At 59.0% G+C, this 15153-nt stretch carries 17 protein-coding genes; 7 read left to right on the top strand and 10 right to left on the bottom strand.

Annotated elements, in window-relative coordinates:
* Positions 1 to 33: 33 nt before the first annotated feature.
* The 6 genes from FVF58_RS20320 to FVF58_RS54775 all read right to left on the bottom strand — a co-directional run bounded on the left by FVF58_RS20320 (position 34) and on the right by FVF58_RS54775 (position 4631).
* Positions 34 to 1032: a site-specific integrase gene (locus tag FVF58_RS20320; protein WP_149671664.1), complete on the bottom strand. Its 999-nt coding sequence runs from the start codon at positions 1030 to 1032 to the stop codon at positions 34 to 36.
* A gap of 122 nt (positions 1033 to 1154) precedes the next feature.
* Positions 1155 to 1958 (bottom strand): tyrosine-type recombinase/integrase, encoded by an 804-nt coding sequence (locus FVF58_RS20315; protein ID WP_246217128.1) that lies wholly within the window; start codon positions 1956 to 1958, stop codon positions 1155 to 1157.
* Positions 1955 to 3196, bottom strand: coding sequence for a site-specific integrase (locus FVF58_RS20310; RefSeq protein WP_149671663.1), 1242 nt, complete (start codon positions 3194 to 3196; stop codon positions 1955 to 1957). The genes FVF58_RS20315 and FVF58_RS20310 overlap by 4 nt, the downstream gene beginning before the upstream one ends.
* A 192-nt stretch (positions 3197 to 3388) precedes the next feature.
* Entirely contained in the window at positions 3389 to 3526 is a 138-nt protein-coding gene (locus tag FVF58_RS51520) for a hypothetical protein (RefSeq protein ID WP_188130876.1), read from the bottom strand.
* A 151-nt stretch (positions 3527 to 3677) separates the two neighbouring features.
* Complete coding sequence (locus FVF58_RS20305) at positions 3678 to 4214, bottom strand: helix-turn-helix domain-containing protein (RefSeq protein WP_246217127.1); 537 nt, start codon at positions 4212 to 4214, stop codon at positions 3678 to 3680.
* Between the two features lie 117 nt (positions 4215 to 4331).
* Positions 4332 to 4631, bottom strand: coding sequence for a DUF5372 family protein (locus FVF58_RS54775; protein ID WP_188130888.1), 300 nt, complete (start codon positions 4629 to 4631; stop codon positions 4332 to 4334).
* 23 nt (positions 4632 to 4654) lie between these two features.
* Between FVF58_RS54775 and FVF58_RS51515 the strand changes: the two genes are divergently transcribed.
* Positions 4655 to 4792 (top strand): hypothetical protein, encoded by a 138-nt coding sequence (locus FVF58_RS51515; RefSeq protein ID WP_188130875.1) that lies wholly within the window; start codon positions 4655 to 4657, stop codon positions 4790 to 4792.
* Between the two features lie 627 nt (positions 4793 to 5419).
* Here FVF58_RS51515 and FVF58_RS54210 read toward each other — a convergent pair.
* The 3 genes from FVF58_RS54210 to FVF58_RS20285 form a co-directional block, all read right to left on the bottom strand.
* Positions 5420 to 5623 carry an SDR family NAD(P)-dependent oxidoreductase gene (locus tag FVF58_RS54210; protein WP_281291236.1) on the bottom strand — a complete coding sequence of 68 codons (204 nt, stop codon included), beginning with the start codon at positions 5621 to 5623 and terminating at the stop codon, positions 5420 to 5422.
* An 88-nt stretch (positions 5624 to 5711) separates the two neighbouring features.
* Positions 5712 to 6848, bottom strand: coding sequence for a Gfo/Idh/MocA family protein (locus FVF58_RS20290; protein ID WP_246217126.1), 1137 nt, complete (start codon positions 6846 to 6848; stop codon positions 5712 to 5714).
* Between the two features lie 153 nt (positions 6849 to 7001).
* Positions 7002 to 7886: a LysR family transcriptional regulator gene (locus tag FVF58_RS20285; protein WP_149671661.1), complete on the bottom strand. Its 885-nt coding sequence runs from the start codon at positions 7884 to 7886 to the stop codon at positions 7002 to 7004.
* Positions 7887 to 8121: 235 nt separating this feature from the next.
* Here FVF58_RS20285 and FVF58_RS20280 point away from each other — a divergent pair, with 235 nt between their 5' ends.
* Genes FVF58_RS20280 through FVF58_RS20265 form a run of 4 tightly spaced genes read left to right on the top strand, consistent with a single transcriptional unit; the run spans position 8122 to position 12503 of the window.
* A complete protein-coding gene (locus tag FVF58_RS20280; RefSeq protein ID WP_149671823.1) occupies positions 8122 to 9240 on the top strand; it encodes an alkene reductase in 1119 nt (372 codons plus the stop codon).
* Between the two features lie 12 nt (positions 9241 to 9252).
* Entirely contained in the window at positions 9253 to 10473 is a 1221-nt protein-coding gene (locus FVF58_RS20275; RefSeq protein WP_149671660.1) for an MFS transporter, read from the top strand.
* Positions 10474 to 10481: 8 nt separating this feature from the next.
* On the top strand, positions 10482 to 11348 hold the full coding sequence (locus FVF58_RS20270; RefSeq protein ID WP_149671659.1) for an aldo/keto reductase: 867 nt from the start codon (positions 10482 to 10484) through the stop codon (positions 11346 to 11348).
* 45 nt (positions 11349 to 11393) lie between these two features.
* On the top strand, positions 11394 to 12503 hold the full coding sequence (locus FVF58_RS20265; protein ID WP_149671658.1) for an alkene reductase: 1110 nt from the start codon (positions 11394 to 11396) through the stop codon (positions 12501 to 12503).
* A gap of 87 nt (positions 12504 to 12590) precedes the next feature.
* Here the strand turns inward: FVF58_RS20265 and FVF58_RS20260 are convergent, their stop codons facing one another.
* Positions 12591 to 13481 carry a LysR family transcriptional regulator gene (locus FVF58_RS20260; RefSeq protein WP_149671657.1) on the bottom strand — a complete coding sequence of 297 codons (891 nt, stop codon included), beginning with the start codon at positions 13479 to 13481 and terminating at the stop codon, positions 12591 to 12593.
* A 140-nt stretch (positions 13482 to 13621) separates the two neighbouring features.
* On the opposite strand from FVF58_RS20260, the gene FVF58_RS20255 reads away from it, so the two are divergent.
* Both FVF58_RS20255 and FVF58_RS20250 read left to right on the top strand, forming a co-directional pair.
* Entirely contained in the window at positions 13622 to 14386 is a 765-nt protein-coding gene (locus FVF58_RS20255) for an SDR family NAD(P)-dependent oxidoreductase (protein WP_149671656.1), read from the top strand.
* Positions 14387 to 14452: 66 nt separating this feature from the next.
* Entirely contained in the window at positions 14453 to 15076 is a 624-nt protein-coding gene (locus FVF58_RS20250; protein ID WP_149671655.1) for a cysteine hydrolase family protein, read from the top strand.
* The last annotated feature ends 77 nt before the right edge of the window (positions 15077 to 15153 follow it).

The following is a 15153-nucleotide window of genomic DNA, read 5'->3' as shown; positions in this document are numbered from 1 at the left end:
AGGCGGCACAATGCTCGGCATTATTCTGGCACGCTACAATCCATTGAGGAAAGCCAGCAGCTGATCATCAGGCCGGTAAATTCCGAGGTTACAGTCATGGGGTGTGGCTTTCTCCAGCATTTTCTTCTTTAGTTCGAGGTCCGCATCTAAATAGATTTGTGTGGTTTCGGGGGACTCGTGACCAAGCCACAGGGCAATCATGGTTCCGTCGAAACCCGCTCGCAGCATTTCCATTGCCGAGGTGTGTCGAAGCTGGTGGAAAGTCACGCGCTTTTTTCGCAGGGAGGGACAGGTCTTGCGGGCCGTCTCAATATGTTTCGTCAGAATGTAACTCACTCCATCCGCGCTAAGACGACCACCTCGTGCATTGGGAAACACGATGTCGCTATCTGCCTTGGCAGTCTCCTGCAGCCAGCTCTCGACGATCGCACGAGCCTGCTCGGTGAGAGGTATACACCTGGCCTTTCGACCTTTACCCGCTACCCGAACATGGGCGCCTGTGCCCAAGGTCACGTCCTGCCGCTTGAGTCCTGTCATTTCAGACAAGCGCATGCCGGATTGCACCGACGTCAGGAGCAACGCGTGATCCCGACGACCACTCCACGTCCTCCTATCGGGCGCGGCCAGTAACGCATCCACCTCTGGTCGTGTCAGAAATCCGACCTGAGTGCGGGTATAGCGCTTGGTGGGAATAGCGAGTGCGCGTTGAATCTGTTCGGATCGGGAAGGTACTTCAAAGGCCGCATAGTGAAAGAAGGAGCGGATGGCGGCGAGACGAACGTTGCGGCTTCGCGCGCTGATACCACGTTGCTTTTCCAAATCGTCGAGAAATGCGCAGATAAGTGGTGCATCGATGTCTTCGAACAACAAACGGGCCGGCTGCTTGTGTCGACTCTTTTGGATGAATTTTAGTAGCAACCGGAACGTGTCACGATAAGATTCGATCGTGTGTGAACTGACTTGCTTTTGCTGCATGAGTCGCTGGGTGAAGAAGGCTTGCAGTAGCGTGGAAAATCGGATGGTCGATTTCATGATGGGTTCTCCCAGTGATGTTCGAGCAGTTTTGCCGCGAGCCCCATCAGCTCCGGGCACAAGCTGAGGTACCAGTAGGTATCGCTCGGATGAACGTGCCCTAGGTAAGCGGACAAAAGCGGTTAGCGGCGTTCGACGTCTTCGCCATTGCGGTACCATTGCAACAGGGTCTCTGTGGCAAATCGGTGGCGAAAATCATGTAAACGCGGTCCGTGGGTAGCGGTGGGGCTGCGCAAACCGATTTGGCGCGACAACGAATGGAACGTTCTGTACACTTCCGCGCGATGTAATGGATTGAGCGTGCTGGACACAAACAGGTGGGGCGCGGAGCGTCCAGCAAGAAAACGCTCACGACGTGTGACGTAAGCAGCAAGCACTTGCCGGGTTGACTCATGCAGAGGCACCATCCGTATTTTTCCGAATTTCCCCCGAACCGTCATAATGCCTTCCTTCAGGTCAACATCCTCCCGTGTCAAATCGAGCGCTTCACCGAGGCGTAATCCCGACACACTCAGCAGACCGAAGAAACAATAATATGTCCACGGACGCAGGCCCATTCCGCCGGAAAGAGTCAATGCGGCTTGAAGTAGAGTCTCAATTTCTTCGCTACTGTAAAGGTAGGGCTTCGCTCGGCGCGGCCGATACGGCATCAAGGCGCACGGTGGAATCTCCGTGTGTGGATCGAAGGCACTGTAGTACTGGGCAAATCCGCGGACATAACCTAATCGTGCTGCCCACGTCGCCAGCTGAGCGTGCTTCGGTTGCTGTGCCCACTGGAGCACGCGGCGTAGGGTGATGTGAACAGCCCGCCGCTTTTCCATAAAGGTGACGAAATCCTGCAAAGCGTTGCCGGCAAGAAGCAGCTTGAATCCCAGGCCGCGGCGCAACGCTAAATAGCTCTGAACCGCTTCGCGCAGTGTGTTCATTGCATACCTCCCGGCCAAGGCAAGCCCAGTGTGCGCAAGGCAGCGAGGTCGATCTTCGCATAGATCGCCGTTGTTTCTGGTTGACGATGGCGCAACAGCTCGCCAATCTCTGCCAGGGAAGCACCCTGGCGCAAGAGATCGCAGGCCAGTCGATGTCGAAACTGATGCGCACCCTTGTGAGGCGTATCAACACCCGCTCGTTCCAGCGCCTGCACAACGATAGATCCAATGGCTTCCTGCCCCTTAAACTCCCCCACCGGCGCTACGCTACGCAAAAATACAGAGCGGCTGGTACTGTGCGGTCGCCCCTTCTGCAGGTAGTCGGCGATCGCCTCACCCACATCGGCCGGTAGGGGCATGGGGCATCCTCTTGCGCCCTTACCATGCACATACAGACTTCCACTATCCCAATCGATGTCATCCAGTTTGAGCGCGACGATTTCGCCCGCACGCAAACCCAGTCGGGCCAGCAGCAATAAAATTGCATAATCTCGGGAGCCCACGGCGCTTTGACGGTTGCAAGATGCGAGCGCTGCTTGCGCATGCTCCACCGCAATCGCACGAGGGACCGATGCCATCGACCAGTTGGCAACGGTAGGTACCGCGGTAGCCAGATCACACTTGACGGCGCCGCAGTAAAGCAAATAGCGGAGGAAAGATCGCAGCGCAGTGACCATCATTTTTGCCCGCGCCAGATGGAGGAGTTTTACCTGCTCCTGCACAAATGCGATGACGTTAGCGGCGCGCAGCGAAGCGAGTTGTATTTTTTTACGGTCAGGGAAACAGGCCGTCAAAAAGACTCGGGCAAAAGGCACATAGATATCGATCGTCTCGGCCGAAAGTACCCGTTCCTGCTGCAAGTACGCCGTGTACTCATCCAATAACTGCCGATAGGGCGTCACCTCGACGGCAACGGTCGGCAATTCTGCGATGGCACCCTGTTGGCGCAGGAAATCCAGCATCCGTTTCAATACACAGGTGTCGCTTGATCTGCGACATCGATGACGAGCCCGATAACGCAGATAGCGCGGTATATGCTCGTCCGTAATCGCTGGTAAAACAGCATGTATTTGCTTGAGCCAGCGGCTGAAATCAGCAACCAATCGGGTTTGCACGTGGCTCGACTCTAGAGCAAATCCTTGGTCGTCCAGTGATTTAGTAAAGGAACTGATATAGGGCGCGAGCGGCCCCTCTAGCACACACCGCAACGACCACGAACCACTGTATGACGGCTCCATGATGATCTCCTTCCAATCAGGATTGCCTTGAGAGGAGTCAGGATAATGCCGACTTCGTTGGGACGAAAACGCTGCCAACGCAATAAAAATGGAACTACTCGGCCATATTTTTTTGCCCGGAATTATGGCGGACATACAGGTATGCGTTTCTCGAGAGATGCCTGGCCTGTATCTTGTCGGGTGTACTGGCAGTCATGCCGTCTCCTCCAGTGCATTTGCGAGCACCATCGATGTCAGGATATCGATCAGGTCCTGCGGGATGCCCGCGCTCGGGCCTGCATCGTGAGTTGTGGCGCGTGCAGCAGGTGTGCGTGGGACGATCTCACGCATGCCCGACATCCACGCCACCATGCCCTTTAGCATCAGGAGCGTGAGCCCACGCCCCGACGGGCAGCACCCCCGTCTCTCGACCACATCGATGCGCAAGGCTTCGTAGCCCTCGACCAGCGCATCCGGGTCTGACGTTATGGGCGCAGGGAAATCACTGGCGTTTTTTTTTCGGCTCTCGGCGCAGCGCGCGCTCCACGGTGCGCCGGTGCACATTCAAACCGAACTTCGCTGCTATGCGTTCGAGCAACTCCTTCGTGCTCAGGCTGCCCTCTGTGGCGCGCGCCTCTTCGATGAAGCGCAGCACCTCTCCAGTGAGCTTGTGGGCACCGCGAGGCCCACGCTTGTCCGGCAGAAGCCCCGCCAACCCCTCACGATCAAAGTCGACCTGCGCCTTGTAGAAAGTCGGGCGCGATACGCCAAATCTTGCTGCCACCTCGGCTATGGTTTGACCTTCAGTACGAACGCGGCGAAGCATCTCATAGCGTACCTGCACCAGATCCCGGGAATCGAAGAAGTCGCTGGCAATGAACGCAGGATCGTGTACATCCCGCGCATGCGGGTTCAGGGTGCCACTCTCCAGCAGAGCAGCCAGTTTCACGTCGGGTTTCTTGGCTCGTTTCATGTAATATAAATTATGCCCGGCATGTAGAAATGTCAAGTTTTTATTTGATCGCTTCCAGTTTGGCATTCAACGATAATCGCAGTTAATTTTCGTGTCATCGGTGAGTTATAAAGGATCAAGGAGGGCGTTAATCTTTAGCTTATCCAGAGTAACATGGGCTTATTTAAATTTACACATGCGGCGTTATTTCCTTGACGCCTTGCGTTTGCCCGATTTGCTGCCGGCATTCGTATTGGCTTCCCGGTGTCGGGCGATGAGCCCAACCAGATGCAGTAGGTCTTCAACCCGGAATGCGGATCGTCCCGCGGAGAGGACTTCGAATGCATTGGGCGCTGCGGCGCTCGTCCACGAAGCCGGGAGGCGTCTCAGCCTGCCTGTTTCATCGTGGAAATACACGCGCTCTTCGCCCCAGGTGCTGCGACGCTCCAGCAGCACGAACTCCTGTCCGCGCAGGGGATGGAAAGGGTGGGTGACACGGACGATCTGTGTGTCGCAGATTGGATCGCGTGCAGTTGACGGTCTATGGGAAAGACTATCTGGAAAGATTCAAGCGTTATTGGGAGAAGCTCAAGGACGAGACGATTCCAGTGGATGATAAAAATCCGGTATTTGAGGAGATTTCCCGCGACATCAGCTTTCCCTGAATCTCAGGGCAAAGGCTTTGGCACTTCGTCACCATGATGGTCTGGATAAGCGACTGATTCCTTTCTCTGAATCGATTGAGGAGTACTTTCATTTTGTTTCGGTGGAGCCAAGTGGCGAGGATGGTGGCGGCTTCAGCAATAGCGGAGCCTGGCCGCAGGCGCCCGGATCATTTCTCCCTGCTGATCCTCCTTCTGACGATCCTACCATTGGTGATATCGACCCGTGGACCGGCATGCAGCGTGTTGCCGATGAGAGCTATGGGGGCTCCATTAGTAACGCACGCGCCGCGTTCCGAGTTAATCTGCACGCTATCCGACATTGCGCGCCAGGCCATACCCGATAACGGTCGGCGAAAGCAAGCGCTTGCAGCCCTGGATAGGTCAATCGAAATCCTGCAAGATAAGTATCAGAGCGTTCTCGCCACGTTCAATGCACTGAAGGCCAAACTCCTAACACCAATCTAACGTCATAAGAGCCAGAGTGGACGCAGTGTCCACTCTGGCTCTTATGACGTTACGCTTTCGGGGTACCGACCGCCCAGCCGGGCCGGCCTTCTTCAATCAGGCGCTTGAACGCCACGTCGAGATAGCCGGTGATCCGCTTGCGATCCAGCATCCCCAATACCTTCACCGGCTCAAAACCCGCACCCTGACCGTAGCGCAGCCGTGGACACGGCTAGCAGAATTAACGAACATCAACAGCTTCTGACCTTGGTCCACGCGACGCCCCGAAACAACGACATGGGCGCCTTCACGGGCAAAAGCCAGCGCGGTTGCACGGCCAATGCCGGTCAACGCACCTGTGATCAGAACGACGGGATGGATAGACATTGCGTTTCCTTGGTGAAGTTTGCGAAATCGGATGGCGGAGCCGCTCAAGGATTGGAGCCGGCGTCAGTGCCTGAGCCGGCTGTCGGGCTTAACCAGGCGTGCTGAACGAGAGGGGGACACGCTGGCCCGTGCGATTCGACTCAGCGATCTGGTCAATCAGTTCATGCATCCGGATCGCGTCAGCGAAGGTGGGCGCAAGCGTTGAACCGGTCTTGACGTCGCGTGCATGGGCGGCGTACAGGTTCGCCAATTCCAGCACACTCGCGCCAAGTTCGCTTGGCGGCAGCCATTCGTACTCTGCCGGAATCGTCAGCCCGGTAAGCGGCTGGCGGTCACCCCGCGCGATTTCGATGCGGTTGAAGGCATCGCCGAAGCTGGTGGTATTCCAGATTTTCAGGTCGCCCTTGCTGCCTGTCACGTCGAGCTGCATACCGAAGTTATTGCGCTTTCCCGCCTCGATATGGACCGTCAGCACGGCGCCATTGGCGAAAGTCCCTGCCAGTACGACCTGGTCGGCGCTGACATGCGGGAATGTTTCTCCAGTTTCAACCAGCGTAACTTCCTTGAACTGGTTGACAGTCAGCGCCGACAAGCTCTGAGGATAGCCAACCATCGTCGTGAACAAGGCGTCCAGGAAGTGGCCGCCGTAGATCGACAGCAGGCTGGAGAAGTTCTTTTCGGGAATCGTGAAGTACAGTGAAGCAGGCCGTTCACGCTGGAAGTACTCGACGCTCACGTGCAAACGCACCGAACGTACTTCGCCAATCTCGCCCTGCTCCAGCAGATCGCGCACATAGCGGTAGCCCGGATTGAGGCGCCGTTGCAGGCCGACGATGGTGCGCACGCCGGCCTTCCCGGCCAACGCAAGCAACTCGTTCGACAATTCAGTGGTCGGCGTCAGCGGCCATTCGCAGTAGACGTCCTTACCCGCCTCGATGGCCGCGCGGATGCCCTCTTCGTGCCGGAACGCGGGTGTCAGCACGAGTACGAGATCGACGTCCGGATGCGATACCAGTTCCTGCAACGAGGCTGCGGCGTATTTGAATCCATGACGCGCGACCAGTGCTGCCGCCTTTTCCGGGCTGCGGCTATACACCGCCGTCAGTTCATATTCCGGCAGCAGTTTCAGCGAAGGCAGGTGCCCATATTCCGACCAGTTGCCTAGCCCAACAACGCCTACCCTGATTTTGCCGGAGCCTGTGGCTCGCCTGACGATACTGTTCACAAGAACCCTCCAGTTTGAGGCTGTGCAGACCATCTGCGCAGCGACAGGGAATAGTAGAGTTCAAGAGATTGGAGATAAACGGGCTGAGATTCCGATCATTTCGGACACTTCAGTCCGGCACCGCGACTTTTAGCTGATTCGTTGCTGTCGCGATCAGATCTGCAGATTCTGACTGACATAGTCGATAAAGACGCGCAGCTTCGGCGAAGCGTAGCGGCTCGCCGGCCACAAGATCCAGAAGGTGACGGTCTGGTCGATGAAATCGTCAAGCACGATCTGTAACGCACCGCTCGCCAGCGCGTCGCGCACAAGGAAGGTCGGCAGGAAGGCAAGGCCCTTGTTCTGAAGCGCCAGAAAGCCCAGCACTTCAATGGTGTTGGCGACGAAGGTTTGCGGCAGCTCCGGCTCCGCCTCCGACGCAGCAAGCTGAAACGGCCAGCGTTCCAGCTTGCCGCTGACGGGGAATTTATGTAGCAGACAGGCATGCTGCACGAGTTCAGACGGATGCCTGGGTACGCCGTACTTCCCGAGATAGCCGGGCGAAGCGACCAGCACCTGACCGCAGGAGCCGAGGCGCCGCGACACAAGCCTCGAATCGTGCTGGTCACCCGTGCGTATGACCACATCGAAGCCTTCTTCGATGATGTCCACCATGCGATCGGAGAGATCGACGTCGAGTTCGATGTCCGGGTATTGCAGCATGAAGCCGTCCAGCGCCGGCATGATCAGCTCGGACAGTTGCGGCGTACTGATCCGCAGTCTGCCGCGCGGACTGCCGGCGGCGTCGGATAGTTCGGCTTCCGCCGCTTCGAGCTCGCCGAGGACGCGCCGGCATCGTTCCAGAAACAACGCCCCTTCAGCCGTCAGCGTGATGCTGCGCGTGCTGCGGTGAAAGAGCCGCACGCCGAGGCGCTCCTCAGTGCGCGCAACGCTCTTGCCGACCGCCGAAGACGATACACCGAGCAGCCGTCCCGCCTCGGTAAAACTGCGCGTTTCCGCGACCTGCACAAACACCGAAATACCACTGAGGCTGTCCATTGCCGCATCCCGAGGCCCGAGGCCGATTTGTGCCAGCTGGGCGACGCGGGCAAGCGTTCGAAACCCGGCTACGACTCGTTTTGTAGCAGCGAACGACTCGATTGCGGACTTTATTGTCCGAGATATTCGGAACCTTAGCCTATTTTTCTTATCCCCGTCCGTCCATACACTGCTCCTCAAGGTCGAAAGGCAGCTGTTGATTGAACGCCACCAGCCACTCAATCTCGAGGAAATCATGTCCAAGCTTCATTCCGCAATCAAAGTCGGTCCTTACGAATTTGCACATCGCGTGGTGCTGGCACCGCTCACCCGCATGCGCGCCGAAGAAAGCGCCAGGCCCGGCCCGCTGATGGCTGAGTACTATGCGCAGCGCGCGTCAGAAGGCGGTTTCCTGATCGGTGAAGCCACCATCGCCGCACCCAACGGCAACGGCTACCTCGGCGCGCCTGGCCTCTACGACGACAGCCAGATCGCCGGCTGGAAGCAGGTGACGGACGCCGTGCATACCAAGGGCGGCCGCATCTTCCTGCAGCTGTATCACGCCGGGCGCCAGTCCAACAGTCAGTTGCAGCCAGGCGGCGTGCAGCCGGTGGCGCCCTCCGCCGTGCCGCATGGCGGCGTTGCCTACACCGAAGCGGGCTGGATCCCGAACACGCCGAGCCGCGCGCTGACCATCCCCGAGATCGCCGGGCTGGTGGAGAGATTCCGCACTGCCGCGATTCGCGGCAAGGAGGCCGGCTTCGATGGTGTCGAACTGCACGCCGCCAATGGTTACCTGTTCGATCAGTTCCTGCAGGACGGCAGCAACAAGCGCACCGACATCTACGGCGGCTCGTTCGAAAACCGGGCCCGCTTCCTGATCGAAGCCACCCAGGCCGTTATCTCGGTGTGGGGCGGCGACCGGGTGGCCGTGCGTCTTGGCCCGAGTGGCACCTGGGGCGATATGTCGGACAGCAATCCTGAAGGTCTCTTCAGTTACGTCGCGGAAGAACTCGCCAAACTGAACCTGGCCTATCTGCATCTGATCGAGCCGCGCGTGCTGGGCAACGTCGACGACGACAGCAAGGATCCGAACCCGGTCGCCGCGCAGCTGATCCGCAAGCACTACAAGGGCATCATCATTGCCGCTGGCGGCTTCAAGGCCGATACCGCCGAGGCCATCCTCCAGGCAGGCGACGCCGACCTGGTTGCATTTGGCCGCGACTTCATCGCCAACCCAGATCTGCCCCAACGCCTGCGCCTTAAGTTGCCTCTGAACCCGTATGACCGCCCCACCTTCTTCGGCGGCACAGATGTCGGCTATACCGACTATCCGTTCTATAGCAACGACACCACCGACGCAGTAGTAGCGTAAGCGGAGCACGCGATGAACAACACCACCCACCCAACATCCCTTGCTCCGCTTTACTGGCTGGCGTTAGGGACATTCGCGGTCGGCACCGAGAGCTTCATGATTGCCGGCCTGTTGCCCGACATTGCCACGGACCTGCATACCAGCATCGTCGCCACGGGCCAGCTAGTCACGGTGTTTGCATTGGCCTACGCACTCAGCTCGCCGATCCTGACGGCCCTGACCGGCGCGTTCCATCGGCGCACGCTGATGATCCTGTCGCTCTCCGCCTTCACGGTGGCGAACATCTTCGCCTGGGCCGCCCAGAACTATTGGGAATTGATGGCGGCCCGCATCCTGCTCGCCGCAGCCGCCGGACTGTATGTTCCCGGCGCCAACGCGCTGGCCGGCGCCATCGCCGGTCCGGAACGGCGCGGCACGGCGCTCGCCATCGTCAACGGCGGCATCACGATTGCGGTTGCCTTTGGCGTGCCGCTGGGCGCATTGGTCGGAGACCGGCTCGGCTGGCGCATGACCTTTGCGGGCGTCGCCGCCCTGTCCGCTGCGGCCACGGCAGGCTTGCTGCTCGGCCTGCCCCGCAATATCGGCGCAGGATTGCCGGTTGCCACGCTGCGCGAGCGTATCCAGGTTGCGCGCCAGCCGGTCATCCTGATGACCCTGCTCGTCACCACGCTTTGGGCGATGGGCGCCTACACGATCTATACGTACCTGGCGCTGTTCGTCGCTAAAACCACGCCATTGCATGGCGCACAAATCGGCTACGTGCTGTTCACCTGGGGCGTAGCGGCAGCCATCGGCGTGGTCATCGGCGGCAAGGCAGTGGACCGCCTCGGTCCCAGCCGCGTGATCATCCCCTGCCTGGGCGTGTCGATCCTGGCTTTCTCGCTCATGTCGGCGAGCGCGCACTGGCTGCCGGCGACGTTGGCGCTGGTCCCCATCCTGATCGGTGTCGTGGGCTGGGGTGTTGCGCACTGGTCCTTCTACCCCGCGCAGCAAGCAGGACTTATCAATCTGGCCGGGTTGCGCGGCACGCCGATTGCCCTGTCACTGAACGCTTCGTTCATGTATCTCGGCTTTTCGCTCGGCGCCGCACTCGGTTCCCTGACCTTGAGTTTCACCTCGGTGAACAACCTGGGTTGGACCGCCGCTCTCTGCGAAGTCACGGCGCTGATCCTGACAGCCAGCATCGGCAAGCACCTGGTTCGTGTGCAAAAAGGTGCGGTCACTGCCGCATAAGGTGAAACATGGCTATCCCACGCCGTACTTTCAAAATTGGCGGCGACACGGAAATCCACCGGCTCGGATTTGGAGCGATGCGAATCACCGGCCCGGGTATCTGGGGCGCGCCCGTAGATCGCGCCGAGACCATTCGCGTGCTGCGTCGCCTGCCTGAACTCGCCGTGAATTTCATCGACACGGCGGACGCGTATGGGCCGAACGTTTCGGAAGAATTGATCCGTGAAGCGCTGCATCCGTATGGCGCAGAGATGCTCGTGGCAACCAAGGCGGGATTCGCACGCACAGGTCCCAACCATTGGACCCCGCATGGCCGGCCGGACTACCTGGTTCAGCAGGCCCACGGCAGCCTGCGGCGGCTTGGTATCGAACAGATCGGCTTGTGGCAGTTGCATCGCGTCGACCCGGCGGTGCCTCGGGATGAGCAGTTTGGCGCCGTGCGCGACCTGATCGACAGCGGCGTGGTTCGCCACGCCGGCCTGAGCGAAGTCTCGGTGGCCGACATCAAGGCTGCGTCGAAATATTTCAAAGTGGCGACCGTGCAAAACCGTTTCAACCTGGGTGACCACGGTAGTGAAGACGTGCTGGACTACTGCACGGCCCACGGCATTGGCTTCATCCCGTGCTTCCCCTTGGCGGCCGGCGAGTTGACCCGCACCGGCTCGCTTCTCGACACCATTGCGCGCAACCATCAGGCGAGCGTCGTGCAGATCGCCCTCGCGTGGTTATTGCAGCGCAGTCCAGTGATTTTGCCGATACCGGGGACCTCCCGCGTCGCGCATCTGGAAGAGAACGTTGCGGCCAGCGCGATCACCTTATCCGACCGTGAATTTTGCGAGCTGGATCGCGCCACCTCACAGCGGCAGCAGCGCTAGTTCGCCGCTGCGCCAATTGCATTCGACATTCATCACGGATTGACGATGACCAGACTCTTCTCGCCGCTCCAACTCGGCCCTTACACATTAAATCACCGCGTGGTGCATGCGCCGACCACGCGCCTTCGCGCCAACAGCGACGACAGTCCCAGCGAGATGATGCTGGAGTACTACAGCCAACGCGCTTCCGCCGGTGGCCTGATCATCACCGAATCGACGCACGTGTCTTACGATAGCCGCGGCTACCTCGGTGCACCTGGCATCTATGAAGACTCACACATCGCGGGGTGGAGGAAAATCGCGGACGCCGTCCATGCGAAGGGCGGCCGCGTCTTCATGCAGTTGGGGCACGACGGACGCCAGTCGCACGTCGACCTGACAGGCGGTGCGGCGCCGATAGCGCCGTCAGAGGTGCCGTTTGAAGGCGAAGCGTTGACGCATAACGGCTGGGTGCCGGTCTCGATGCACCGGGCGATCGATGTCGCCGAAATCCGGACCGTGATCGAGTATTACCGGAAAAGTGCCGAGCGCGCATTGGCTGCCGGCCTCGACGGGGTTGAACTGCACTCGGCGAACGGCTACCTGGCCGATACATTCCTGCAGGACGGCACCAACAAGCGTACAGATGCGTACGGCGGCACCATCCAAAAACGCGCGCGCTTCCTGATCGAGGTGGTGACTGCCCTGGTATCGGTGTGGGGGGCGAACCGCGTGGGCGTGCGCTTATCGCCAAGCGGACAGTGGGGTTCAATATCCGACTCCAATCCCGAAGCGACGTTTACCTATGCGGCAGAGCAATTGAACAGGTTTGGCATCGCCTATCTGCACGTTATCGAACCACGCATCAAAGGCGTCGAAACGCTCGACGAGCATGAGAAGCCTGTGGCGTCTGCTCTGCTACGCCACGCTTTCGACGGCCCGATCATTGCCGCCGGCGGCTTCAACGGCGATAGCGCGGAAGAAATCCTGCGCAAGGGCGATGTCGACCTCGTCGCATTTGGCCGGCACTTCACTTCCAATCCCGATCTGCCACGTCGTTTGCAACATAGGCTCCCCCTCACCCAATATGATCGTTCGACATTCTGGGGAGGTACGCATCTCGGTTACACCGACTACCCGAGCTACCAGGATGAGGAAGACAGGCGCTCAGCCTGATAGCCGCGTTGGTCACGATTGATTCACCAAGCTGATAGTTCGCTTCCTGAGCATGTTCCGGTGATTGTGACCCACGGTTCCCGTGGGTCATTTCAGATCAGCGAGAACGCCAGCCAGGAACTCAGTAAACGATCGTACTTTCTGGGAGGGTATTCGCCCGGCAGGAAAGACCGCGTGGATTTCAACAGGGGCGAGCGCGAACCTCGGAAGCAACGCTATGAGCTGTCCAGTTTCAAGCTCTGTTTTGCACATGAGGACCGACGCCCGCGCGATACCCAGACCCTCGCGCGCGCACGCGATCAGCGCTTCAGCAGACGTGAACGAGTAACGCGGATCAATTTTGACCGCTATTTTTTCAGCGCCCTTCGTGAATTCCCAAGGCAGAGTCGGCACTCCGGTGGGGCCGAAAATGCAATCGTGGTGGGCAAGCTCGGCAGGCGTTTTCGGTGCCCCATGCTGTTCAACATATGACGGCGACGCCATCAACAGCCGCCTGAGTGTCGCGAGTTTCTTTACACCGAATGCCGAATCCGGCAAGGGCCCGAAACGGATTGCCATGTCGACGCCCTCCGCTACCAGGTCATGCATGACGTCTGCAGTGAGGAACTCCAGCTTCAACTGCGGGTGACCGTCCAGAAAGTCTCGCAGGTTAGGGAGAATAGTTCGGATACACAAGGTCTCGGAGACCGCCACGCGCAATGTGCCCTTGAGGCTGCCGCCTCCGCGAGCTGCTTCATCTGCCTCCTCGAGATCCAGCAGAAGCTGCTTCGCTTTCTTCAGATACGCGTGGCCGGCTTCAGTCGGAACGATCTTGCGTGTGGTGCGAAGCAACAGACGCACACCGAGCCTCGCTTCGAGCCCGGACACGATACGCGACACCGAGGGCTGCGACAGTCCCATTTCGCGCGCGGCGGCTGAAAAACTGCCGGACTCGCCAGCACGCACGAACAGCCTCAATTCCTGGAAGCGATCATTCATTTGGCAAACGAATAACTCATCTTCGTTGCAGACGGATAGTCACCATAGCACAAATAGATCACACTGGATTCATGGAAAACGATGGTCGGAGAAGGTTCTCCGGCTATCGGACAAGCATCGAATTGAAACCAGGAGTTGTGATGGAGCTGCTCAAAGGAAAAGTAACGCTGGTAACCGGCGGCACGTCTGGGATTGGTCGTGCAAGCGCAATCCTCTTCGCAAAGGAAGGCGCCAAAGTGGCACTGACCGGGCGTCGCGCAGACGAAGGCCATGCCGTCGTAGCGGACATTGTCGCGGCCGGCGGCGAGGCCATTTTCATTCAGGCCGACGTGATGAAGTCGGGAAGCATGACTGATGTGGTTGACCAGGTCGTGGCGCATTTCGGCCGGCTCGACTACGCCTTCAATAACGCCGGCGTCTCCGGCGGCGGTCCGCTAGACAAGCTGGATGAAGCGACGTGGGACCGCGTAATCGATACGAACCTCAAAGCGGCGTTTTTTGGCCTTCAGGCCCAGGCGGCACAGATGCGCTCGCAGGGCAACGGTGGATCAATCGTATTCAACGGTTCGGTTCTCGCCAGCATCGCCTATCCCGGCACGACGATCTACAGCGCCAGCAAAGGTGGCGTCGTTGCACTAGCCCGTGCGGCTGCTGTAGAACTGGGTTCGCAAGGCATCCGAGTCAACTCCGTTAATCCATCGATCACGAAGACGCCGATGACATCTGCACGGATCGACGCAAACGTTGACGGTACCGAGTCCCACCCCTTCGCGGTCAATATTCCGCTTGGCAGACTGGCCGAGCCTGATGACATCGCCAAGGCCGCGCTGTTTTTGCTGTCCGACCTGGCTTCCTATGTGAATGGACACGCGCTGATTGTGGACGGCGGTCAAAGCGCCAACTGAGGTCGCAACGCATTGCCAGCGAACTGGCAAAACGCCAACGTACTACCTACCGCTAAAGGATTCGTGATGAACACATTGAACTACTCAACTCAAACTACCGCCCTGATATTGGTCGACGTGCTGAACGACTTTCTGGCGGAAGACGGCAAGCTCAATGGCATGATTGCGCCGATGCTTGAGGAAACCGCACTGGTGGAGAATCTCAGGCGGCTTTTGCACGGTGCACGTTCCGCAGGGATGAAGATTTTCTTTTCGCCGCACGGGGTCGACGAACATAGCTTCGACGACGTCCGTCACGTGCATCCGCGCTTTCAGTTCGGTATCGACAACCAGGTGTTCTGGAAAGGTAGTCACGGGGCGGACTTCTTTGCGCCGCTTCGGCCCCGGGCAGGCGAAACGATCATCAGCCAGCATCGCATGTTCGATTCGTTTATCGGCACCGATCTGGAACAGCAACTTCGCGCTAACGGCATCGAAAAGGTCGTCCTTGCCGGACTGACCTCCCAAACCTGTGTGGAAGGTACGGGCCGTCATGCCCTGGAGACAGGTTTTCATGTGACCTTCCTCAAGGATGCGGTTGCTGACTTCACCGAACTGGCTCATCGCGCGGCGATTGACGTGTCCTATCCGACCTTTGGCCACGAGGTCCTGACGATCGACGAGTTTTTGAAAGCCGTCGCGACAGCCTGACTGTCATCCGGTCGTGGGACTACCGTACCGGATTGCGCTTGAGAAAGGAACACGCGCTTGACGCGCCAGAGCTCGAG

Source organism: Paraburkholderia panacisoli (assembly GCF_008369935.1).
In the GTDB taxonomy this organism is placed as follows: domain Bacteria; phylum Pseudomonadota; class Gammaproteobacteria; order Burkholderiales; family Burkholderiaceae; genus Paraburkholderia; species Paraburkholderia panacisoli.
The sequence above is the reverse complement of the archived record's forward strand: the minus strand, read 5'-3'. Positions and strand labels throughout refer to the sequence as shown.

Coding starts and splice junctions, on each gene's coding strand:
- FVF58_RS20305 (WP_246217127.1), bottom strand. CDS start 4,214: ATGCCAAACTGGAAGCGATCAAATAAAAACTTGACATTTCTACATGCC.
- FVF58_RS20255 (WP_149671656.1), top strand. CDS start 13,622: ATGGAGCTGCTCAAAGGAAAAGTAACGCTGGTAACCGGCGGCACGTCT.
- FVF58_RS20250 (WP_149671655.1), top strand. CDS start 14,453: ATGAACACATTGAACTACTCAACTCAAACTACCGCCCTGATATTGGTC.
- FVF58_RS54210 (WP_281291236.1), bottom strand. CDS start 5,623: ATGTCTATCCATCCCGTCGTTCTGATCACAGGTGCGTTGACCGGCATT.
- FVF58_RS20310 (WP_149671663.1), bottom strand. CDS start 3,196: ATGGAGCCGTCATACAGTGGTTCGTGGTCGTTGCGGTGTGTGCTAGAG.
- FVF58_RS20280 (WP_149671823.1), top strand. CDS start 8,122: ATGTCCAAGCTTCATTCCGCAATCAAAGTCGGTCCTTACGAATTTGCA.
- FVF58_RS20260 (WP_149671657.1), bottom strand. CDS start 13,481: ATGAATGATCGCTTCCAGGAATTGAGGCTGTTCGTGCGTGCTGGCGAG.
- FVF58_RS20285 (WP_149671661.1), bottom strand. CDS start 7,886: ATGGACAGCCTCAGTGGTATTTCGGTGTTTGTGCAGGTCGCGGAAACG.
- FVF58_RS20320 (WP_149671664.1), bottom strand. CDS start 1,032: ATGAAATCGACCATCCGATTTTCCACGCTACTGCAAGCCTTCTTCACC.
- FVF58_RS51520 (WP_188130876.1), bottom strand. CDS start 3,526: ATGCGTGAGATCGTCCCACGCACACCTGCTGCACGCGCCACAACTCAC.
- FVF58_RS20265 (WP_149671658.1), top strand. CDS start 11,394: ATGACCAGACTCTTCTCGCCGCTCCAACTCGGCCCTTACACATTAAAT.
- FVF58_RS20275 (WP_149671660.1), top strand. CDS start 9,253: ATGAACAACACCACCCACCCAACATCCCTTGCTCCGCTTTACTGGCTG.
- FVF58_RS20270 (WP_149671659.1), top strand. CDS start 10,482: ATGGCTATCCCACGCCGTACTTTCAAAATTGGCGGCGACACGGAAATC.
- FVF58_RS20315 (WP_246217128.1), bottom strand. CDS start 1,958: ATGAACACACTGCGCGAAGCGGTTCAGAGCTATTTAGCGTTGCGCCGC.